Origin of the sequence: Micromonospora sp. CPM1 (genome assembly GCF_023896895.1) — a bacterium.
GTDB classification, from domain to species: domain Bacteria; phylum Actinomycetota; class Actinomycetes; order Mycobacteriales; family Micromonosporaceae; genus Micromonospora; species Micromonospora tulbaghiae.
Map to the genome: position 1 here is coordinate 87,531 of NZ_JAMHIU010000001.1, position 20,039 is coordinate 107,569.

Annotated in this window: 14 protein-coding genes; 8 read left to right on the top strand and 6 right to left on the bottom strand. The window is 75.0% G+C overall.

Going from position 1 to position 20,039, the window contains the following annotated elements; genetic code table 11:
* The first annotated feature begins 56 nt into the window (after positions 1 to 56).
* The 3 genes from M8C11_RS00345 to M8C11_RS00355 are packed head-to-tail and all read left to right on the top strand — an operon-like array spanning position 57 to position 4,532.
* Positions 57 to 1,427, top strand: coding sequence for a gluconokinase (locus tag M8C11_RS00345; RefSeq protein WP_252447701.1), 1,371 nt, complete (start codon positions 57 to 59; stop codon positions 1,425 to 1,427).
* 31 nt (positions 1,428 to 1,458) lie between these two features.
* On the top strand, positions 1,459 to 4,113 hold the full coding sequence (locus M8C11_RS00350; RefSeq protein ID WP_256484835.1) for a nitrate- and nitrite sensing domain-containing protein: 2,655 nt from the start codon (positions 1,459 to 1,461) through the stop codon (positions 4,111 to 4,113).
* Positions 4,114 to 4,118: 5 nt separating this feature from the next.
* Positions 4,119 to 4,532, top strand: coding sequence for a roadblock/LC7 domain-containing protein (locus tag M8C11_RS00355; protein ID WP_199733231.1), 414 nt, complete (start codon positions 4,119 to 4,121; stop codon positions 4,530 to 4,532).
* Between the two features lie 46 nt (positions 4,533 to 4,578).
* On the opposite strand, the gene M8C11_RS00360 is transcribed toward M8C11_RS00355, so the two are convergent.
* Positions 4,579 to 6,072 (bottom strand): GH1 family beta-glucosidase, encoded by a 1,494-nt coding sequence (locus M8C11_RS00360; RefSeq protein ID WP_252447703.1) that lies wholly within the window; start codon positions 6,070 to 6,072, stop codon positions 4,579 to 4,581.
* An 853-nt stretch (positions 6,073 to 6,925) separates the two neighbouring features.
* Here M8C11_RS00360 and M8C11_RS00365 point away from each other — a divergent pair.
* Complete coding sequence (locus M8C11_RS00365; RefSeq protein ID WP_252448155.1) at positions 6,926 to 9,823, top strand: glycoside hydrolase family 48 protein; 2,898 nt, start codon at positions 6,926 to 6,928, stop codon at positions 9,821 to 9,823.
* A 288-nt stretch (positions 9,824 to 10,111) separates the two neighbouring features.
* On the opposite strand, the gene M8C11_RS00370 is transcribed toward M8C11_RS00365, so the two are convergent.
* Positions 10,112 to 10,801: a DUF3159 domain-containing protein gene (locus M8C11_RS00370; protein ID WP_252447704.1), complete on the bottom strand. Its 690-nt coding sequence runs from the start codon at positions 10,799 to 10,801 to the stop codon at positions 10,112 to 10,114.
* A 93-nt stretch (positions 10,802 to 10,894) separates the two neighbouring features.
* Between M8C11_RS00370 and M8C11_RS00375 the strand changes: the two genes are divergently transcribed.
* Both M8C11_RS00375 and M8C11_RS00380 read left to right on the top strand, forming a co-directional pair.
* The gene (locus M8C11_RS00375; RefSeq protein WP_252447705.1) at positions 10,895 to 11,776 is read left to right on the top strand and encodes a phosphatase PAP2 family protein; all 882 of its coding nucleotides are present in this window, start codon (positions 10,895 to 10,897) and stop codon (positions 11,774 to 11,776) included.
* Positions 11,777 to 11,782: 6 nt separating this feature from the next.
* Positions 11,783 to 12,454, top strand: coding sequence for a maleylpyruvate isomerase N-terminal domain-containing protein (locus tag M8C11_RS00380; protein WP_252447706.1), 672 nt, complete (start codon positions 11,783 to 11,785; stop codon positions 12,452 to 12,454).
* A gap of 7 nt (positions 12,455 to 12,461) precedes the next feature.
* Here the strand turns inward: M8C11_RS00380 and M8C11_RS00385 are convergent, their stop codons facing one another.
* Both M8C11_RS00385 and M8C11_RS00390 read right to left on the bottom strand, forming a co-directional pair.
* The gene (locus M8C11_RS00385; RefSeq protein ID WP_252447707.1) at positions 12,462 to 13,301 is read right to left on the bottom strand and encodes a DUF1028 domain-containing protein; all 840 of its coding nucleotides are present in this window, start codon (positions 13,299 to 13,301) and stop codon (positions 12,462 to 12,464) included.
* Positions 13,302 to 13,347: 46 nt separating this feature from the next.
* On the bottom strand, positions 13,348 to 14,559 hold the full coding sequence (locus M8C11_RS00390) for a low temperature requirement protein A (RefSeq protein WP_252447708.1): 1,212 nt from the start codon (positions 14,557 to 14,559) through the stop codon (positions 13,348 to 13,350).
* 144 nt (positions 14,560 to 14,703) lie between these two features.
* Here M8C11_RS00390 and M8C11_RS00395 point away from each other — a divergent pair, with 144 nt between their 5' ends.
* The gene (locus M8C11_RS00395) at positions 14,704 to 15,678 is read left to right on the top strand and encodes an LLM class F420-dependent oxidoreductase (RefSeq protein WP_114920899.1); all 975 of its coding nucleotides are present in this window, start codon (positions 14,704 to 14,706) and stop codon (positions 15,676 to 15,678) included.
* A gap of 1 nt (position 15,679) precedes the next feature.
* Entirely contained in the window at positions 15,680 to 16,480 is an 801-nt protein-coding gene (locus tag M8C11_RS00400) for an SDR family oxidoreductase (protein ID WP_252447709.1), read from the top strand.
* Between the two features lie 85 nt (positions 16,481 to 16,565).
* Here M8C11_RS00400 and M8C11_RS00405 read toward each other — a convergent pair whose 3' ends face one another.
* Positions 16,566 to 18,890: a transglutaminaseTgpA domain-containing protein gene (locus tag M8C11_RS00405; protein WP_374666582.1), complete on the bottom strand. Its 2,325-nt coding sequence runs from the start codon at positions 18,888 to 18,890 to the stop codon at positions 16,566 to 16,568.
* Positions 18,884 to 20,038, bottom strand: a complete 1,155-nt coding sequence (locus M8C11_RS00410) for a DUF58 domain-containing protein (RefSeq protein ID WP_121686565.1) — start codon at positions 20,036 to 20,038, stop codon at positions 18,884 to 18,886. Before M8C11_RS00410 ends, M8C11_RS00405 begins: the two co-directional genes overlap by 7 nt.
* Position 20,039: the final 1 nt, after the last annotated feature.

Genomic DNA, 20,039 nt, shown 5'->3' on the forward strand with positions numbered 1-20,039 from the left:
TCAGCGGGTACGGATCTTGGAGTGGCCGCCGGTCCCGCCGGGTAGGTTGACCGGCGATGGACATTCTCGCTCTGGATCTGGGCACCTCCTCGGTGCGCGGCCTCGTGCTCGACGCGGACGCCGTGCCGCGCCCGGGCGCGCTGGCCCGCCGCCGGGTGCACCTGGTCACCGGGGACGACGGCACCGGGACGCTCGACGGCCCGGCCTACCTGGCGTGCCTGGTGGAGTGCCTGGACGAGCTGGCCGCCGGTGGGCACCTGCGGGACGTGGACCTCGTGGCCACCTCCGCGCAGTGGCACTCGGTGCTGCCGCTGACGCCCGACGGCACACCGTCGGGGCCGGTGCTGACCTGGCTGGACACCCGGCCGGAGCCGCCGGCCGGCGCGACCGGCCCGGCCGACCCGGCGGACTTCCACCGGCGGACCGGCACCTGGTGGCACCGCTGCTACTGGTCGGTGCGGCTGCCCTGGCTGCGCGAGCGCGTCGACCGGTGCGCACGCTTCACCGGGCTCGCCGAGTACGCGCTCGGCACGCTGCTCGACGACGCCCCGATGTCGATCTCGCTGGCGTCCGGCACCGGGCTGCTCGACCTGCGCCGCATGGACTGGGATCCGGAGGCGTGCGAGCTGGCCGGCGTACGCCCGGATCGGTTGCCGCCACTGGCCCCCCGGGGCTGGCACGGCCGGCTGAACGCGGCGTACGCGCGGCGCTGGCCGCAGCTGGCCGGCGCGCGGTGGGCGCCGCCGGTGGGCGACGGCGCGGCCGCCAACGTCGGCTCGGGATGCGTCGACCCGGCCCGCGCGGCGGTGACTGTCGGCACCTCCGCCGCGGTCCGCATGATCCAGGCCGTGCCGGCCGGCGCGGAGCCGCCGCCGCTGCCCGGGCAGCTGTGGCGGTACCGGGTCGACCACGACCACGTGGTGACCGGCGCGGCGTACTCCAGCGGCGGCAACCTGTTCGCCTGGGCGGCGCGTGAGCTGCGGCTGCCGGAGGGCTCGGAGCTGGAGGCGGCGCTCGACCGCGCCGCCGGCTCGGTGCGTGCGAATCCCCGCTTCGGCGGCGACCGGCCGCCGGGTGTCGCCCCGGCGGGCTCGGGGGAGCTGCGCGGGCTCAGCTTCGGCACCACCGCCGTGGACATCCTGGCCGGGCTGATGAGCGGACTGTGCCGGCTCGTCGCCGACGACCTGACGCTGCTGGAGGCCGGTATCGGCGAGCCGATGGAGGTGGTCCTCGGCGGTGGGGCGCTGACCGCCTCGCCGTGGTGGCGCGGGGCGTTCCTCGACGTGCTCGCGCCCCGCCAGGTGTGCTGGCAACGCAACCCGGAGATCGGTGCGACCGGTGCCGCGCTCGTCGCGCTCGGCCGGATCGCGGAGGCCGACGAGATCGCCGGGATCGGCCGGACGGGCGAGGCCGCCTCGCACGCGTGACCGTCCACCCGCGGCGCTGACCGTCCTGGTCATGCCGTCCGGGCGGCCGTTGACACCGACCGACGGCCTGATTGGATGGACTCCGCTCCCCGACGTGGTGGGGCGGGAGGAGGAGGCAACCGTGGGCGCAGGTCCCGACCCGGTGCGCGGCGCGGCCCCTCAGCCGCACCGGCGGCGCTCCGGGTTCCGGCTGCGGGACTGGCGGATGGGCACCAAGCTCGCCACGGTGCTGGTGATCCCCTCACTGGCGTTCCTCGTCCTGGCCGGCATCCAGACCCGCGGGCTGGTCGGGCAGACCACCACGCTGAGCGCCTTCGCCGAGCAGGTCGGCATCGGGCGGCAGATCTCCACCGCCGTCGACCGGCTCCAGCACGAGCGGGACCGCACCGCGGGCGAGCTGGCCGCGCTGCGCCGCGCCGGCACCGACCGGGACGCCGCGGTGGCCGCGCTGAAACCGCTCCAGGAGGCCACCGACCGGGCGATGACCGACCTGCGCGCCGCCGCCGCTCCGCTGGCCGACGCCGACGCGGCCTGGCGGGTCTCCTACTCCGAGGCGATCGAGGCGTACGACCAGGTGGTGAACATCCGGGCGGCGGTGGCGCCCGCGGTGCTCTCCAGCGACACCGTGCTGAGCAACTACCACCGGTCGATCGCGGCGCTGCTGAACCTGCTGGCCGAGCCGTCGCCCGGCGGCGGCCGGCAGGAGTTGACCGAGGCGGTGCTGCGGTACGCGCAGCTGTCCCGGGTCAAGGAGCTGTCCTCGCGCATCCGGGCGGAGCTCTACGCCGCCGCCCGGGCCGGCCGGTACGAGCCCGACGACCAGGTGACGCTCAGCGACCTGCGAGCCCAGCAGCTCACCGCCCTCGGCGCGTTCCGGGTCGCGGCGACCGCCGACCAGATCCGTCGCTACGACCGCACCTCGGTCGATCCGGCCTTCGTCGCCGCCACCCGGATGGAGGAACGGACGCTGCCCGGCGGCGGCGAGACGAAGCCGGCCCTGCTCGACGCGACCCAGTGGTGGGCGGCCAGCGAGCAGCGGCAGGAGCTGTTCCGCCAGCTGGAGAGCGAGATCGTCGCCGACGCGGTACGTCAGGCCGACGACGCCAGCGCCCGCCAGCTGCGCGACACGCTGCTGGTGGGCGGCGCGATCGCCACCGTGCTCCTGGCCGCGGTGCTGATCTCGCTGCTGGTCGGCCGGTCGGTGGCCCGCTCCATGCGGCAGCTGCGCGGCCAGGCGCTGCGGATCGCCCAGGTGGATCTGCCGCTGACGCTGCAACGGCTGCGCACAGTGGACCGCCCGGTCGGCGCGATCGACGTGCCGCCCTCGGTGATCGACTCGCAGGACGAGATCGGCGAGCTGGCGGAGGCGTTCGTGGCGGTGCACCGCAGCGCCGTCGACGTGGCGGTCGAGCAGGCGATGATGCGACGCAACGTCAACGCCATGTTCGTCAACCTGGCCCGGCGCAGCCAGGTGCTCGTCGAGCGGCAGCTGGAGCTGCTCGACGAGCTCGAACGCGAGGAGAGCGACCCGGACCAGCTGGAGAACCTGTTCAAGCTCGACCACCTCGCCGCCCGCATGCGCCGCAACGACGAGAGCCTGCTGGTGCTGGCCGGCAGCGAGTCGACCCGGCGGTGGAACCGCCCGGTGGGCCTGGGCGCGGTGCTGCTGGCCGCGAGCGCGGAGATCGAGCAGTACCAGCGGGTGCGCCACGAGAACCGGACCGACCTGCACGTCGTCGGGCACGCGGTGGGCGACCTGGTGCACCTGTTCGCGGAGCTGTTGGAGAACGCCACCGCCTTCTCCCGCCCGGACACCGCGGTGCGGGTGGTCGTCGAGCCGGACGGCCGGGGCGCGCTCGTGCAGATCGTCGACGAGGGGCTGGGCATGAGCCCGCCGGCGCTGGCCGAGGCGAACGCGGTGCTCGCCGAGCCGCCGGCCGCCGACGTGTCGGCCTCGGAACGGATGGGCCTGTTCGTGGTGAGCCACCTCAGCGCCCGGCACGGCGTACGGGTGCGGCTGAGCTCGGGCCGGGAGGGACTGGTGGCCCGGGTGCGGATCCCGGTCGCGCTGCTGGCCGAGGCGCCCGCGCCGGAGGCGGGCCGGCCGGAGCCGAATCGGCTCGTGCGCGGGACTGCGCAGGCGATGCTCACCGGCCCGGTCACCGCGTCCGCTGCGCTCGCCGCGGCGACCGCCGAACTGCCGGTGGCCGGATGGCGTCCGGCGCCGGGCCAGCCCGCGGCGCTGCCGGTGTCCCCGCTGACCGGGCGGCCGCTGGGCGACGGGACGGACGCCGGGGCGGCTGCGCCGGCGCCGCCCGCCGCGCCGGTGACCGCGCCGCGTCCCCGCCCGGGACGGGCCGAGGACGTGCTCACGCCGGGCGCCGGCGCGGCGGGCGGCGGGTGGTTCAGCCGGCAGGGTCCGGCCACGTCGGCGCTGGGTGTGACGCCCGCGCCGGCGGCGACGCCGGTGACCGGAGGGACGAACGAGCGGGGCCTGCCGGTACGCGTGCCGATGGCCCAGCTCGCCTCGGCCGCCCCGGCCGACCGCCCGGTGGTGCGGCACGAGCCGGACCCGGAGGCGGTCGGCGGCATGCTGTCGCGCCTCTACAGCGGGGTACGGCGGGCCGAGGCCGAGGAGACCACCGAGATGTACCTGCCGCGCGATGAAGGAGGACGACGACAGTGACGACGTTGAGCCAGGAGGCACGCGACCTGAGCTGGCTGGTGAACGCGTTCGCGGAGCGCGTTCCCGGGGTGGCGCACGCGGTGGTGGTGTCCTCCGACGGGCTCCTGGTGGCGATCTCGGCGCACCTGCCGCGTGACAACGCGGACAAGCTCGCCGCGGTGACCTCCGGCCTGATGAGCATCACCGCCGGTGCGGCCCAGATGTTCGACGGTGACGTCGTCAAGCAGACGGTGGTCGAGATGGGGCGCGGCTACTTCCTGGTGATGCAGATCCGGGACGGCTCGATCCTGGCCACGCTGGCCGGGGCGGACGCCGACATCGGCGTGGTCGGCTACGAGATGGCGCGGCTGGCCAAGCAGGCGGGCGAGATGCTCACCCCGGCGTTGCGCGCCGAACTCCAGCAGGCGCTGCCGCGCTGAGGCGGCCCGGTGCCCGGCCGGCATCGCGCCGGCCGGGCACCGTCGCCTACAGGCCGTTGCGGCGGATCACGTCGCGGTACCAGTGGGCGCTGCGCTTGAGCACCCGCCGCTGGCTGGTGTAGTCGACGTACACCAGGCCCCAGCGCTGCTCGTACCCCTCGGCCCACTCGAAGTTGTCCAGCAGCGACCAGACGTGGTAGCTCTCCAGCGGCACCCCGTCGCCGATGGCCCGGTGGGCGGCGGCGAAGTGGTCGCGCAGGAAGGTGACCCGCCCGGCGTCGTCGACGTTGCCGTCCGCGCCGGGCACGTCCGGGCAGGGCAGGCCGTTCTCGGTGATGGTGATCGGCACCCGGCCGTAGTCGCGGGTGACCCGGGTCAGGATGTCGTACATGCCCTCCGGGTAGATCTGCTGCCACTCCGCCTCGGAGGTGGGCCACTTGCGGACGGTGCCGCCGTCGGCGGTGACGTAGATCGGCGTGTAGTACTGGACGGCGAGCAGGTCGACCGGGCTGGAGATGATCTTCAGGTCGCCGTCGCGGACGCCGCGGGCCATCCGGCTGGCCGGGCCGAGGTCGTCCAGCACGTCCTGCGGGTACGCGCCCTTGAAGATCGAGTCGAGGTAGAGGCGGTTCTCGTAGCCGTCGTAGAGGCGGGTCGCGGCGGCCGACTCGGCGGAGTCGTCGGCGGGGTAGCAGGGGTGCAGGTTGAGCGCCGGGCCGATCCGGCCGGTGCCACCGGAGGCGCGCAGCGCCTGCACGGCGAGGCCGTGGCCGAGCTGGAGGTGGTGGGCGACCAGGTACGCCGCGTCCTCGTCGCGGATGCCCGGCGCGTGGTGGCCCCAGATGTAGCCGTTCTGCACCACGGTCTTCGGCTCGTTGATGGTCAGCCAGACCGGCACCTGGTCGCCGAGGGCGCGGAACACCATGTCGGCGTACTCGGCGAAGCGCTCCGCGGTGTCCCGGTTCTCCCAGCCGCCGGCGTCCTGGAGGGCCTGCGGGAGATCCCAGTGGAACAGCGTGGCCATCGGCGCGATGCCGCGCTCGTGCAGCCCGTCCACCAGGCGGCGGTAGAAGTCGAGGCCGCGCTGGTTGGGGCGGCCGGAGCCGTCGGCCTGGATGCGCGGCCAGGAGATGGAGAACCGGTAGCTGCGCAGCCCCAGGTCGCGCATCAGGTCCAGATCCTGCGCGTACCGGTGGTAGTGGTCGGCCGCGACGTCGCCGGTGTCGCCGTTGCGGGTCCGGCCCGGCGTGTGGCTGAAGGTGTCCCAGACGGACTCACCCCGCCCGTCCTCCTTCGCGGCCCCCTCGATCTGGTACGCCGAGGTCGCCGCCCCCCAGGCGAAGCCGTCCGGGAAGCGCAGCCCGCGGTCCGGCTCCGGGTCGGTGGTGCGCTCGGGCGGGCTGTCGCAGCCGCCGAGCGCGACGGTCGACGCGGCGATCCCGGCCGCGGTGGCGCCGGCGAGCCCGGTCCGGGCCGCGCCGGCCGCGGTCGCGGACAGGGCGGCGCGGCGGAGCAGGCGCCGTCGGGTGAGTAACGACATGAGGCTTCTCCTCGGAGTGACGGGCCGCCCTGGGCCGGGAGCGCTCCCATCATAGCCAGGGAGCGGCCGGCCCGATCCGGCGGTCGCGGCGACGTGCGGCGCGGCCGGCGGGCGGCCGGAAAGTGGGTGGGCGGGGGCGTCGCTCGGGAACGTCGCTCGCGGCGGCGTGAGCGGCGAGGGGTGGGGCGGATAGCGAGAAAGGCCGTCCGGGTGGCGTGTCACGCCTGTCCCGTCGGCCTCTTTTGCCGTCGACAACGGGGGTTTAGTGTGGGGACGGGGGAGGGCAACCCCCGTCCCCACCGATGGTGCACACACGCACGAAGTGGAATTGGCGTCCGTCGTGCGCGTCGCGCGGGAGCCGGGCCACGCGAGTGGCTCTGGTTCCACCTCCCTCCGTCTGGCGGGTGACGGCCGGCGGCGGCGTCCGGGCTGGTCCGCCGTCGGCCTCTGGCCGACGCGCCGGGCACGGGTGTACCCGGCGATCCAGTACTTGTATCTCCGTCGATGGAAGCGCTCCCATCGGCGATGCTGCGACTGTAACGCCCGTCACGGGTTTGGAAAAGCCCCTAAACGAGATCGAAACATGGAAGCGCGTATCTACGCTGGCCGTTGTGGTGGGAGCGCTTCCATGTCACACTCTCGTCACGCCACGCGGAGCCAGTGAACGCGAGCGCGGGCCGCCGAGGGCACCCGGTGACGAACCGGTGCGGCGCCCCGATCCCCGGCACGGCCGGGACGACCACCTTTCCGGACGCCTCCGTCCCCCCGCGTACGCCCCGTCGGCGCGTGGAGGCGCCCCGCCGGGGCCCACGGTCCCGGCCCGGTCCGAGGAGACACCGCCCACATGAGACTTCTGGCCAGACGTCGCCGCACGGCGATGGTCGCCGCCACCGCCCTCGTCATAGGCGGGGTGGCCCTGCCCGCGGGCGCCGCACAGGCCGCGCCCGCCTGCGACGTGACCTATGCGACGACCGACTGGAACAACGGGTTCACCGCCAACGTCACCATCAAGAACCTGGGCGACGCGCTGAACAACTGGTCGCTGAAGTTCGCCTTTCCGAACAGCAGCCAGCGCGTGGTTCAGGGCTGGTCGGCCCGGTGGAGCCAGTCCGGCAGCGAGGTGACCGCCACGAACGAGTCGTGGAACGGCAGCCTGCCCACCGGCGCGTCCACCAGCATCGGCTTCAACGGCAGCTTCAGCGGCAGCAACCCGAAGCCCACCGCGTTCACCCTCAACGGGGTCGCCTGCAACGGCGCGCAGACCAACCAGCCGCCGACGGTCTCCCTGAGCGTGCCGTCCGGCCCGTTCGAGGCGCCGGCGGACGTGCCGCTGACCGCGACCGCGAGCGACACCGACGGCACCATCAGCAAGGTCGAGTTCTACCGCAACGGCCTGCTGGTCAACACCGACACCACCGCGCCGTACGGCTACGACCTGCTCGACCTGCCGGCCGGCAGCTACACCGTGCAGGCCAAGGCGTACGACAACGCGGGCGGCACGGCCGTCTCGGAGAAGTCGTTCACCGTGACGGCGGCGAGCGGGCCGAGGCTGGTCGCCAGCCCGTCCGCGGTCACCGTCGCCGAGGGCGGCAGCGCCACCGTCCGGTACACGCTCAGCGCGGCGCCGACGGCCAATGTGCCGGTGACCCTCGCCGCCACCGGTGACAGCGACATCACCGTCTCGCCGTCCACGCTGACGCTCACCTCGAGCAACTGGAGCACCGGCGTCACCGCCACGGTGTCGGCCGCGGAGGACTCCGACACGGTCGGCGGCACCGCCACGATCACCGCGTCGGCCACCGGCTACGCCCCGATCTCCGTCGTCGCCACCGAGGCGGACAACGACACCCCCGGCGGCGACAACGCCTACATCAAGAAGTTCCTCGACCAGTACGGCAAGATCAAGAACTCGGGCTACTTCAGCCCCGAGGGCGTGCCGTACCACTCGATCGAGACGCTGATCGTCGAGGCACCCGACCACGGCCACGAGACCACCTCGGAGGCGTTCAGCTTCTGGCTCTGGCTGGAGGCGCAGTACGGCCGGGTCACCCAGAACTGGGCCCCGTTCAACAACGCCTGGACCGTGATGGAGAAGTACATCATCCCGTCGCACGCCGACCAGGCCACCGCCGGCTCGCCCGGCACCCCGCAGTACGCCGCCGAGCACAACCTGCCCAGCCAGTACCCGTCGGCGCTGGAGGCCAGCGTCCCGGTCGGCCAGGACCCGCTGCGCTCGGAGCTGCAGTCCACCTACGGCACCGGTGACATCTACGGCATGCACTGGCTGCTCGACGTGGACAACACCTACGGCTACGGCCGCTGCGGCGACGGCACCACCCGGCCCGCGTACATCAACACCTTCCAGCGGGGCACCCAGGAGTCGGTGTGGGAGACCGTGCCGCAGCCGTCCTGCGACACGTTCAAGCACGGCGGCCCGAACGGCTACCTGGACCTGTTCGTCAAGGAGTCCAGCGCCCCGGCCAAGCAGTGGAAGTACACCAACGCCCCGGACGCCGACGCGCGTGCCGTCCAGGCCGCCTACTGGGCGCTGACCTGGGCCAAGGCGCAGGGCAAGCAGGCCGACGTGGCGGCCACCGTGGCCAAGGCCGCCAAGATGGGCGACTACCTGCGCTACGCGCTGTTCGACAAGTACTTCAAGAAGATCGGCAACTGCGTCGGGGCGTCCACCTGCCCGGCCGCCAGCGGCCGTGACTCGGCGCACTACCTGCTCTCCTGGTACTACGCCTGGGGTGGCGCGTACGACACCTCGCAGAACTGGTCGTGGCGGATCGGCTCCAGCCACAGCCACTTCGGCTACCAGAACCCGTTCGCGGCCTGGGCCATGACCAACGTCGCGGAGCTGAAGCCGAAGTCGCCGACCGCGGTCTCCGACTGGCAGAAGAGCCTCGACCGGCAGCTGGAGTTCTACACCTGGCTCCAGTCCGCCGAGGGCGGCATCGCCGGTGGCGCCACCAACAGCTGGGACGGCAGCTACGCCCAGCCGCCGGCCGGCACCGCCACCTTCTACGGCATGTTCTACGACGTCGACCCGGTCTACAACGACCCGCCGTCGAACCAGTGGTTCGGCATGCAGGCCTGGTCGATGCAGCGCATCGCCGAGCTGTACCTGGAGACCGGCAACGCGAAGGCCAAGGCGCTGCTGGACAAGTGGGTGCCGTGGGCGATCGCCAACACCACTGTCGGCACCAACTGGTCGATCCCGTCGGACATGAAGTGGACGGGCCAGCCGGCCAACTGGAACCCGAGCAGCCCGCAGCCGAACACCAACCTGCACGTCGAGGTGACGGTCAAGGGCCAGGACGTCGGCGTCGCCGGCGCCTACGCCCGCACGCTCATCGCGTACGCGGCCAAGTCCGGCAACACCGCGGCGAAGGACACCGCCAAGGGTCTGCTGGACGCGCTCTCGGCGTCCGCCGACAGCAAGGGCGTCTCGACGCCGGAGAAGCGCGGCGACTACAAGCGCTTCGACGACGTCTACAACGCCGCCGACGGCCAGGGTCTCTACGTCCCCAACGGCTGGACCGGGAAGATGCCCAACGGCGACGCGATCGCCCCGGGCAAGAGCTTCCTGGACATCCGCTCGTTCTACAAGAACGACCCGGACTGGCCGAAGGTGCAGGCGTACCTGGACGGCGGTCCCGAGCCGGTCTTCAACTACCACCGGTTCTGGGCGCAGGCGGACATCGCCATGGCGTACGCCGACTACGGCACCTACTTCCCGCAAGGGTGAGGTGACCCCTCCTTCGTGGGCGGGTGAGAGCCCGCCCACGGAGGAGGCCGACCCGGCCGATGGGGGAACGGAGCGGCCGGGTCGGCGAACGGCCTGACGCCCACGGTCAGGCCGGGTGGGCCGGCCGTCCGGCCGACGCAGCGGACCGGCCGGCCCACCACTCCGCCCGGCGACGACCCATGGCGCGAAAAGGCACGGAAAATTCAGCGGTCCACGGGATCACATCCGGGCCCTGGACGGAGTAACGTATTTGACGGAGAGGCCGCTCCCCCCGTGGCGGCCTCTCCATTATTCTGTGCGCGCCGCCACACCGTCCGCGTCCGCCGGGTCCACCGGGTGCCGCAGCCCCGGATGTCCGGCCGGCAGCGAGCGCCGGATCACCATCCAGCTCCCCGTCAACGCCGCCGCGATCAGCGGCCAGGTCAGCGCCGCCCGCGCCACTGTGAGCGCGACCACCTGCCCGTACAACCACAGTGGGACGAACACCGCGACCCGCAGCACGTAGGTGGCCGCCCACACCCAGCTGGCCCGGCCGTACGCCCGCAGCAGCGCCGGATCGCGCCGCCACCGGGTGCGCTGGCCCAGCGCCGTGCCGACCACCACACCCAGCAGCGGCCACCGCACCACGATGCTCACCGCCCAGGCCAGCGCGCTCGCCGTGTTGGCGGCGATCTGGAGCAGGAAGAAGTCGACGGCCCGGCCGGTACGCAACGCGACGAGCGCGGCCACGCAGACCGCGAGCAGCCCGACCAGCACCGAGCGGGGACGGTCGCCGCGCCGCCACCGCCAGCCGGCCACGGCCGTGCCGGTCAGCACCGCCGCGAGCACGCCGCCGCCCAGGCCGCCGAGCACCCAGCCGAGCCCGAACGCCAGCGGGGGAAGCGTCGCGTCCACCGCCCCGCGCCGGCCGCCGAGCAGATCGGCCAGCGACTCCGGCCGCGGCCCGTCCGCCGGTTGCCGCTGCGGCGTGCCGGTCACGCGCCACCTCCTCGAAATCGCCCGCCTCACCGTACGCCGCCGCCGATGGCGCTCCGCCGCGCGCCGGAGCGGACCTACCGTTAAGTTGTCCGGGTGCGGGAGACGGCGAGGGGTTGGACGGCGGTCTGGTTGGTCGTACTGGCCCTGATCCAGACAGCCGCGTTCGGGCTGGTGTGGCGCTTCGCCGTACACACCGAACTGGGCCAGTGGCTGGACACTGTGGCGCTCACCGGCAACCGGATCGGCCAGGACCGCATCGACGATCCGGTGGACACACTCCTCAACGCCATGTCGGTGGTGTCGCTGCTGGCCGCGACCGCCGTGATCGGCTTCATCGCGCTGATCCGGGGACGCAAGGCGCTCGCCGTCACCGCGACGCTGCTGATCGCCGGCGCCAACGTGACCACGCAGCTGCTCAAGCACTACCTGGCCCGGCCCGACTTCGGCATCGACCCGGAACGGGCCGCCGCCGGCAACAGCCTGCCCAGCGGGCACACCACGGTGGCCGCCTCGGTCGCGGTCGCGCTGATCCTGGTGCTGCCGCGCAAGCTGCGGGTCGCCGGGGCGTTCCTCGGCGCCGGGTACGCCGCCGCCGCGGGCGTCGCCACGCTCTCCGCCGGCTGGCACCGGCCCAGCGACGCGGTCGCCGCGTACCTGGTGGTCGGCGCGTGGGCCGCGGTCGCCGGGCTGGTGCTGCTGTTCTTCCAGCGCGAGCAGGCGGTGGTGGAGCCGGGCGACGCGCACCGGGTGGCCGGCGCCGTGCTCGGCGGCGCCGGCGTGGTGGCCCTGCTGGCCTCCGCGGTGGCGCTGTCCTGGCTCGTCGACCGTTCCACAGTCCCCGTCGAGGCGCTCGGCCGCCGTCCGCTGTTCATCGGGTACGCGGGCAGCGCGGCCGGCATCGCCGGCACGATCGCCGTGGTGGCCGCGCTGGTGCTGGTCGTGGTGCACCGGCTGGTGCCCCGCTGGAAGGGCTGACCGCCGGTGCAGACCGTACGGGCGGCGTTCCGGGCCGAGTGCGAACGCCTGGAACGGGTGCTGCGCGACCTGGACGACGCGGCGCTGGACCGGCCCACCCCGTGCCCGCCCTGGCGGGTACGCGACCTGATCGCGCACGTGAGCACCGGAGCCGGGCGCCTGGCCCTGATGCTCGCCGAACCCGCGCCGCCCCGGGCCGAGGTCGACGCCGCCGCCTACTTCGGCGCGGCCAAGTTCAGCCCGCCGGTCGACCGGGACCGCGTCGACTCGGCACGCCGGGCCGCCCGGGAGCACCCGGGCGCGGCCGAGGTGGCGGGGGAGTTCGGCCGGGCCTGGCGCGCCACCGACGAGGCGGTCGCCGCCGCGCCGCCCGGCCGGGTGGTGCGCACCCGGCACGGTGACGCGATGGCGCTGCCGGAGTTCCTGCGTACCCGCGTGGTGGAGGTCGCGGTGCACGGCCTGGACCTGGCCGACGCGCTGGACCGGCCGCCGTGGCTGACCCCGCCCGCGGCGGCCGTGGTGGCCGGCGTGCTCACCGGCGGCGTGCCGGTGCCGCCGGGCCTGCGCTGGGACGCGCTCACCGTGCTGCGCAAGGCCACCGGGCGGCTGCCGCTGACCGGCGACGAGCAGGACGAGCTGGCCAGCGCCGGCATCGGCCGGCTCGCGTTCGGCGGCTGACCTCCGCTCAGCGCCCGGCACACCGCCGCAGGTGATCCAGCACGATCGGGTCGATCCGGCCGGGCACGAAGCGTTCCTCCAAGTTCTCCAGGCCGGTCCAGGCCGCCAGCGCGTCGTCCAGGCCGGCCGGGCCGACCGGGTGACCGGTGGCGGCGAGCAGCTCCGCCACCTCGGCCGCGAGCGGACCGGTGAGATCCCGCAGCGTGGCCGGATCGGGGCGGCCGAACAGCATGTGGTGGATGCCGAGCAGGCGGCGCAGCTCGGCGACCGGGTCGTCGTGGTCGTCCACGCGCAGGTCCACCAGCTCGTCGCCGGTGCCGGCGTAGCCGCCGTGGCGCTGCACCACGAGTATCGCGGCGCTCTGCCGGCCGCGCCGGTCACCGCCGGCCGCGTCACCGGCGGTGAGCGCCGCCAGCATGCGCTGCGGGAACGGCAGGTCGTCGCGGGCCAGCCAGGCGTCGCGCAGCGCGTCGATCACCTGCGGGCCGGTCAGGATGTTGCCCTGCGCGGCCCAGCCGTCGCCGGCCTGCCCGCCCGCCCAGGGGTGGCAGCGCGGTCCGGTCCAGGTGGCCCCGTCGCCGGTCGCCCCCACCACGGCGAGCTGCCGGTCGTCGCGGCCGGGGTCGGCGGCGACCAGCCCGGCCACCGCGTCGGTGGCGCTGACGCCGGTACGCAGCAACGCGAGCGCCTGCGCCCGGTAGGCGAGGTTGGCGTGCGCCTGGGTGGCGACCGCGCCCACCAGTGCCTCGGCGGCCGGCACGAGGGCCCCGGCGGCGAGGAAGCGGCTGGCCACCGCCACGCCGTACAGGTGCCCGTCGGCGGAGCGGGCGACGAGCGAGAAGGTCACGCGCGGATCGTAGCCCGGTAGCGGTGTGCCGCACCGGCGTCGCCGCTCAGAACGGTGTCGCCGCCTCCTCCGGCGGGCGGCCCCAGGCGCGGCGCGCGTCGGCCACCGCCACCGCCGTGAGGACCACCGCGGCGAGGATCGCCGCGACGAGCGGCGCGAGGCGCACCAGCAGCGGTACGGGCAGCAGCAGCGCGGCGATCCCCACCAGCCGGGACGGGGAGACGCGGCCGAACACCTCGTACTCGAAGCGGGCCCGGCCGGCCAGGAACACGGCCGGCCCGCCGAGGATCACGGCCAGCCAGGGCAGTTCGTTGTGCCCGGCCGGGTGCTCGATGACCAGCTCGTAGCCGATCGCGGTGGCGACCACCCCGATCACCATGACCAGGTGGGTGTCGGCGGCGGACCGGCCGACGGTGGCCGGATGGGCGGCCCGGGTCACCGCCTCGCCCAGGATCTGCCCGGCCCGCTGCACGTAGATCCGCCACAGCAGCACCGAGGTCGCGAGCGCGACGGCGAACGCGGCGACCATGCCCGGGCTGGTGGGGGAGCGGGTGAAGGCCAGGCCGGCGAGCAGGATCGTCTCACCGAGCGCGACCAGGAAGATCTGCTGGTAGCGCTCGGCCAGGTGCTCGCCGTGGACGTCCCACCGGGAGACGGTCGAGCGGCCCAGACCGGGCATCGGCCAGCCGAACCGGGCGGCGAGGTACTCCAGCAGCAGTGCCGTGGTCCAGAGCACCACCCGGGCGCTGCCCGGCAGCAGCGCGCCGGCCAGCCAGAGCACACCCGTGGCGCAGAACGTGATCAGCATGCGCAGCTTGAGCCGGCGGTACTGCTGCCTGTGCAGCACCAGCACGAGGATCGCCGGCCGGCTCACCTGGGCCACCACGTACGCGGCGGCGAACATCAGGCCGCTGTGGCTGAACGCGCGCGGGATCGCCACCCCCATCACCATCGCCGAGATCAACGCGGTGATCACGATGACCTGCAACCACAGGTGGTGCGGGTCGTAGCGGCTGGTGGTCCACGCCGTGCCCTGCCACACGGCCCAGAGCGCGAGCAGCAACAGCAGCGTCTTGCCGCCGCCGGTCACCGCCGTCCAGCCGGTCTGCCCGCCCTCCAGCACCAGGTCCTCGAAGGCGCGCGCCGAGATCCGGGTCAGCGCGAACACGTACACGAGGTCGAAGAAGAGTTCCAGGAACGTGGCCCGGTCGGGTCCGCCGCCGGAGCTGCGCAGTGCGGCCGGCTCGGCGGTCCTCACCGCCGGGCCCCGTCCCCGGTCCGACTCATGCGGCAGTCGTAACACTCTTTCCCGGCAACTCGGAGCGGATCACCCATATCTGCCTGGATCTTGCTCCGGGCGCTGCCGGACGGGCACCATCGACGGGTGACGAACCGATGGGGAATGACCGTGCCGTTGGGCGGAATTCCGCTCGCCGACCACGCCGCTGTCTACGCGGCCCTGGACGACGCCGGGTTCACCGACGTCTGGTCGTCGGAGGTGGCCGGCGCCGACGCGTTCACCCCGCTGGCCCTGGCCGCCGCGTGGTCGCCACGGCTGCGCCTCGGCACCGCGATCACGCCGGTGTTCACCAGAGGGCCCGGACTGCTCGCGATGAGCGCCGCCGCGCTGGCCGAGGCCGCGCCGGGCCGCTTCGCGCTCGGCGTCGGCTCCTCCTCGCCTGTGCTGGTACGCGACTGGAACGCGATCGCGTTCGACGAGCCGTTCAAGCGCACCCGGGACGTGCTGCGGTTCCTGCGGGCCGCGTTGCGCGGCGAGACCGTCGACGGTGCGTTCGACACGTTCGCCGTCCGGCGGTTCACGCTGGAGCGCCCGCCCAGCGTGCCGCCGCCGGTCGTGCTGGCCGCGCTGCGCCCCGGCATGCTGCGCCTGGCCGCCGCCGAGGCCGACGGGGTGATCCTCAACTGGCTGGCCGCCGACGACGTGCCGACCGCGCTCGCCGAGGTGGGGGAGCGCCGGCCCGGCTTCGACGTCGCCGCCCGCATCTTCGTCTGCCCCACCGAGGACGCCGCCTACGCCCGCGCACTGGGCCGCCGCATGATCACCGGCTACCTGACCGTGCCCGCGTACGCCGCCTTCCACAGGTGGTTGGGCCGCGAGGACTCGCTCGGCCCGATGTGGGAGGCGTGGGCCGCCGGGGACCGGCGGGGCGCCTCCGCCGCCGTACCGGACGAGGTGGTCGACGCGCTGGTGCTGCACGGCTCGCCCGAGCAGTGCGTGGCATCCGTCCGCCGGTACGCCGACAACGGCGTCGACGTGCCGGTCATCGCGGTGCTGCCCACCCCCGAGATCACCGAGGGCGGCGCGGCGGCCTGGATGGACCTGCTGCCCCGGCTCGGCCCCGGAAAGGTGGCCTGAGATGAACCTGACCGACCGGGTGGTGGTGATCACCGGCGGGGCCGGTGGGATCGGCGCGGCGCTGGGCCGCCGGTTCGCTGCCGAGGGCGCCGCCGCCGTCGTCCTGGCCGACCTGGCCGCCGACGCGGCCCGCGCGGCGGCCGACGCGATCGGCCCGGTCGCGAGCGGCGTCGGGCTGGACGTCACCGACGAGGCGGCGGTGCACGCGCTGGTCGACGAGACCGGGCGCCGCCACGGCCGGATCGACCTGTTCTGCGCCAACGCCGGCGTGGCCACCGGCGGTGGCATCGACGCGCCCGACGCCGACTGGGACCGGGCCTGGAAGGTGAACGTGCTCGGGCACCTGCACAGCGCCCGCGCCGTGCTGCCCGGGATGCTCAGCCGGGGCCAGGGACACCTGCTGCTCACCTGCTCGGCGGCCGGACTGCTGACCGCCGTCGGCGACGCCCCGTACACCGCCACCAAGCACGCCGCCGTGGGTCTCGCCGAGTGGCTGGCGATCACCTACCGGGACGCCGGCATCCGGGTCAGCGCGCTGTGCCCGCAGGGCGTGGACACCCCGATGCTCGCCGACGGCCTCGCCGAGGGACACCTGGGCGCCCGGGTGATCGCCGCGTCCGGGACGATCCTCACCCCGGAACAGGTCGCCGACGCGGTCGTCGCCGGGCTGGCCGAGGAGCGGTTCCTGATCCTGCCGCACCCCGAGGTCGCCGACTACGCCCGCCGCCGCGCCGAGGACCCGGACGGCTGGCAGGCCGGGCTGCGCAAGCTCCTCCGGAAGCTGCGCGCCGCCGATCGCTGAGCCCGGCCGTCGCGGCGGTTGCCTCGGGCGTGGCCGGCAGCACCGCGGCAGAGGGCCGCGCCTCGCCGTCGCCCGGCCGGTCCGGTCAGCGGCGCCACCGCAGCGGCCCCGGGTGGACCGTCCACAACAACCGGCTCCACCGGGGGCGGGCCGAGCGCAGCGCGTCGCCGAAGCTCTGGCTCAGCCGTGCGGCCTGCTCCGCCTGTTCCGGCGTGACACTGCCCGGCGCGAAGCCCGCCTGGTTGAGCAGGGCGGCCAGCTCGTCGACCGCCGCCTCGTCGGGGCCGCCGGCCGCCGCGCCGTCCCCGGTCCGGTCCGTGGGTCCGGCCGCGCCCTCTCCGGGCCGGGCCGCGCGCGCCTCGGCGAGCGTCCGGCGGGCCCGCTCGGCGACCTCGGCCGCCGCCAGGTCCGGCCCGACCGGGTGCCCGGCCAGCCGCAGCGCGTCGGTCAGCTCCCGCCACGCACCGGCGACCCGCTCGCCGGGGTCACCGGCGTCCAACCGGGAGCGGGTCAGCCGACGGCGCATCGCCACGAGCACCGCCAGCACCGCCCCGACCACCAGCAGCAGGCCACCGGCACCGCCGCCGACCAGCACCGGCGTGCCGAGCCCACCCTCGTTCCGGCCGGGCGCGGGTGCGGCGGCCGGGGGAGTGGCGCTCGGCTCCTCGGTGGGCGCCGGCACCTCCGACGGCGGCGGATCCTCCGGCTGCGGCCGGAAGTCCTCCTCCACCGGGCGGGGCTCGGAGTCCGGACGCGGCATCGGGTCGAACGGCACCCAGCCGACGCCGTCGAACAGCACCTCCGGCCAGGCGTACGCGTCGGCGGCCCGCACCGGACCGTCGCCCTTGGGCTCGAACCCGACCACCACCCGGGTCGGCAGGCCGGCGAGGCGGCCGAGCACCGCGAACGCGGCGGCGAACTGCTCCGACGTGCCCCGCTGCCCGCCGCCGTTACGCGGTCCGAACAGGAAGAACGCCAGGTTCGGGTACGCGTGCCCGCTGGGCGCGTCGGCTGTCACCCGGTAGTGCTCGGCCAGGAACGTGGCGATCGCGTCGGCACGCGCGTACGGGGCGCCGTTCGACTCGGCGAGCTGGGTGGCGAGCCGTCGCACCGGCTCCGGCGCGCCGTCGGCCACCCGCAGCACCCGGGCCACCTCGTCACCGGCGGGCACGTTCGCCGTGGGCAGCAGGTTCGCGTCCGGGCGCTCCCGCACCGACGACACCTCGTACCGCAGGCCCGGCGCGAGCCCTTCCGGCCGGATCAGCGTCCCGGTCGCCGGGTCGTACGCCACCCGCGCGCCGGTCACCTCGCGCGGCGTGGGCACCGCCGGCAGCAGCCGCCCGGTCAGGTCGCCGACCGTGATCTCCTGGCGCACCTCGTCGGTGGCCGCGTTCGGGGCCGGCTCGGCGGCGGGCAGGATCCGCCCCGCGTTGCGGTACGTGGCGCCGACCCGCCAGGTCACCCCGTCGTAGTCGCTGAGCACCGCCAGCCGGATCCGCGGCGACCCGTCCCCGGCCGCGCCCCCGCTCGTACGCACGTCGAGCAGCCGCTGGTCCGGGTTGAGCGCCCACCCGGAGATCCGGATCAGCGGGTTCTCGTCCAGCGACTCCACCCGGGGCGGCTCCACGTAGCGGCGCGGGTCGACCGGCCGCTCGTCGACCTGGGCGGCCACCACCGGGGCGAGCAGCGCCGCCAGCGCCACCACCACCGCCAGCCCGGCCGCGCTCGCCGCCACCAGACGCAGCCGTACCGCCGCGCGTACCGCAGGACTGAGACCGGCGACCGGATCGGGCGCCGGGCCGTCGCGGCGCCCGGGCGTCGCCAGGCCGGCCGCCGCGACGGCCGCGAACAGCACCGTCGGGCCGATCGCCGGATTCGCGTTCGGCCCGACCACGTAGAGCGCGCCCGCGTAGAGCAGCGCCGGCGGCAGGTAGCCCAGCAGCACCCGCCCGGCCCGCAGCGCCACCTCGGCGGCGGTCAGCCCGGCCAGCCACGCCGCGACCACCGGGACCAGCACCGTGTCCGGCGCCGGCTCGACCGGGATCATCGCGGTGAGCAGCCGGGGGATCGCGTTGCGGGCGGCGTCGGCGGTCACCTCGCCGAGCCCGCCGGGCAGCGCGGCGTGCGCGGTGGCCAGCCGCAGCGACAACAGCGTCCACCCGGCCAGCGCGGCCACCGACAGCGGCGCGACCAGCCAGGACGGCAGCCGCCGGGCGGCCACGCTGACCAGCACCGAGCCGACCGCCGCGCCGGCCATGAGCCGGGTCAGCAGCGGGTCCGCGTACACCCGGCCCAGCACCACGCCGGAGAGCGCGACCAGCACGATCAGCGCGGCCGGGACCGGCACGGCCCGCAGCGCCCGGGCCACGCGCCCGTCCGCCGACGGTTCGACCCGCGGCGGCGTCACCACCGGCGGACCCCGTCCCACTCGGCGGCGAACGCCGCGCCGTCGGCCGCGTCCAGCACCGTGAGGCCCGCCGCGCCCGCCGGCGTCGGCCCGTCCGCGCCGAACATCCCGACCACCACCGACGGGTACGCGCCGCGCAGCGCGCCCACGTGCCCCAGGTCGTCGCGGCCACCCGGCCCGGTCAGGAAGACGAGCGTGTCGCCGAGCCGGTCCCGGCGCAGCCTGCCCGTCGCGGCGGGCAGCACATCCGGCCCGGCATCCGCCAGCTCCACCGCTGCGAGCCGGTCCAGCGGCCCGGCCGCGCCCGCGGGCTCCACCTCGGCCGGTACGACGAGCAGCAGGTGCACCGGCAGGTCCTCCCGCACCGCGGCGGCCACCACCGACGCCGCCGCCTCGCACGCCGACTCGAACGACTCCGCGACACCACCGACCCGGTCCGGGTGCGCCGAGGCGCGGTTGTCCAGCACCACCACCAGTCGCGGCAGGCTGGTGTCCACGTTCTCCCGCACCATCAGCTCACCCACCCGGGCGCTGGTGCGCCAGTGCACGCGGCGCAACTCGTCACCCACCACGTACTCCCGCAGCGAGTCGAACGTGATCGACCCGTGCGGCACGCTGTCGGTACGCCCGTCCAGGCTGCGCCCGGCGCCGGTGGGCACCGCGGAGAGCGGGTGGATGCGCGGGTGCACCCACACCGGCACCGTGCCGCCGTAGCCGCGCGCCAGCGCCACCAGCCCCAGCGGATCCCGGCGCACCACCCGCAGCGGCCCCACCGGCACCACCCCACGCCGATGTGTCGGCACCTCGTACCGCGCCACCGTGTCCCGGCCCGGGCGCAACCGCAGCAGCGGCACCGGCACGAGCGCGCCGGCGCAGCGGTCCTCGGCCACCAGGTTCGCCGCCCGCAACCGGCCGGTGTTGCGCACCGTCAGCTCCATCGCCGCCGGCTCACCCCGGGCCACCCGGTCCGGGTCGGCCCGCCGCTCGACGCTCAGCCGGGGCCGCCAGGCCGCGTTCACCACGGCGTAGCCGACCGCCACGCCGGCCGCCGCGCCGAGCACCGTCAGCTCCGGGTACGCGTACCGGAACCCCACGCCGAGCAGCACCAGGGCGGCGACGAGCAGCCCGATGCCACGGGCGGTGATCCCCACG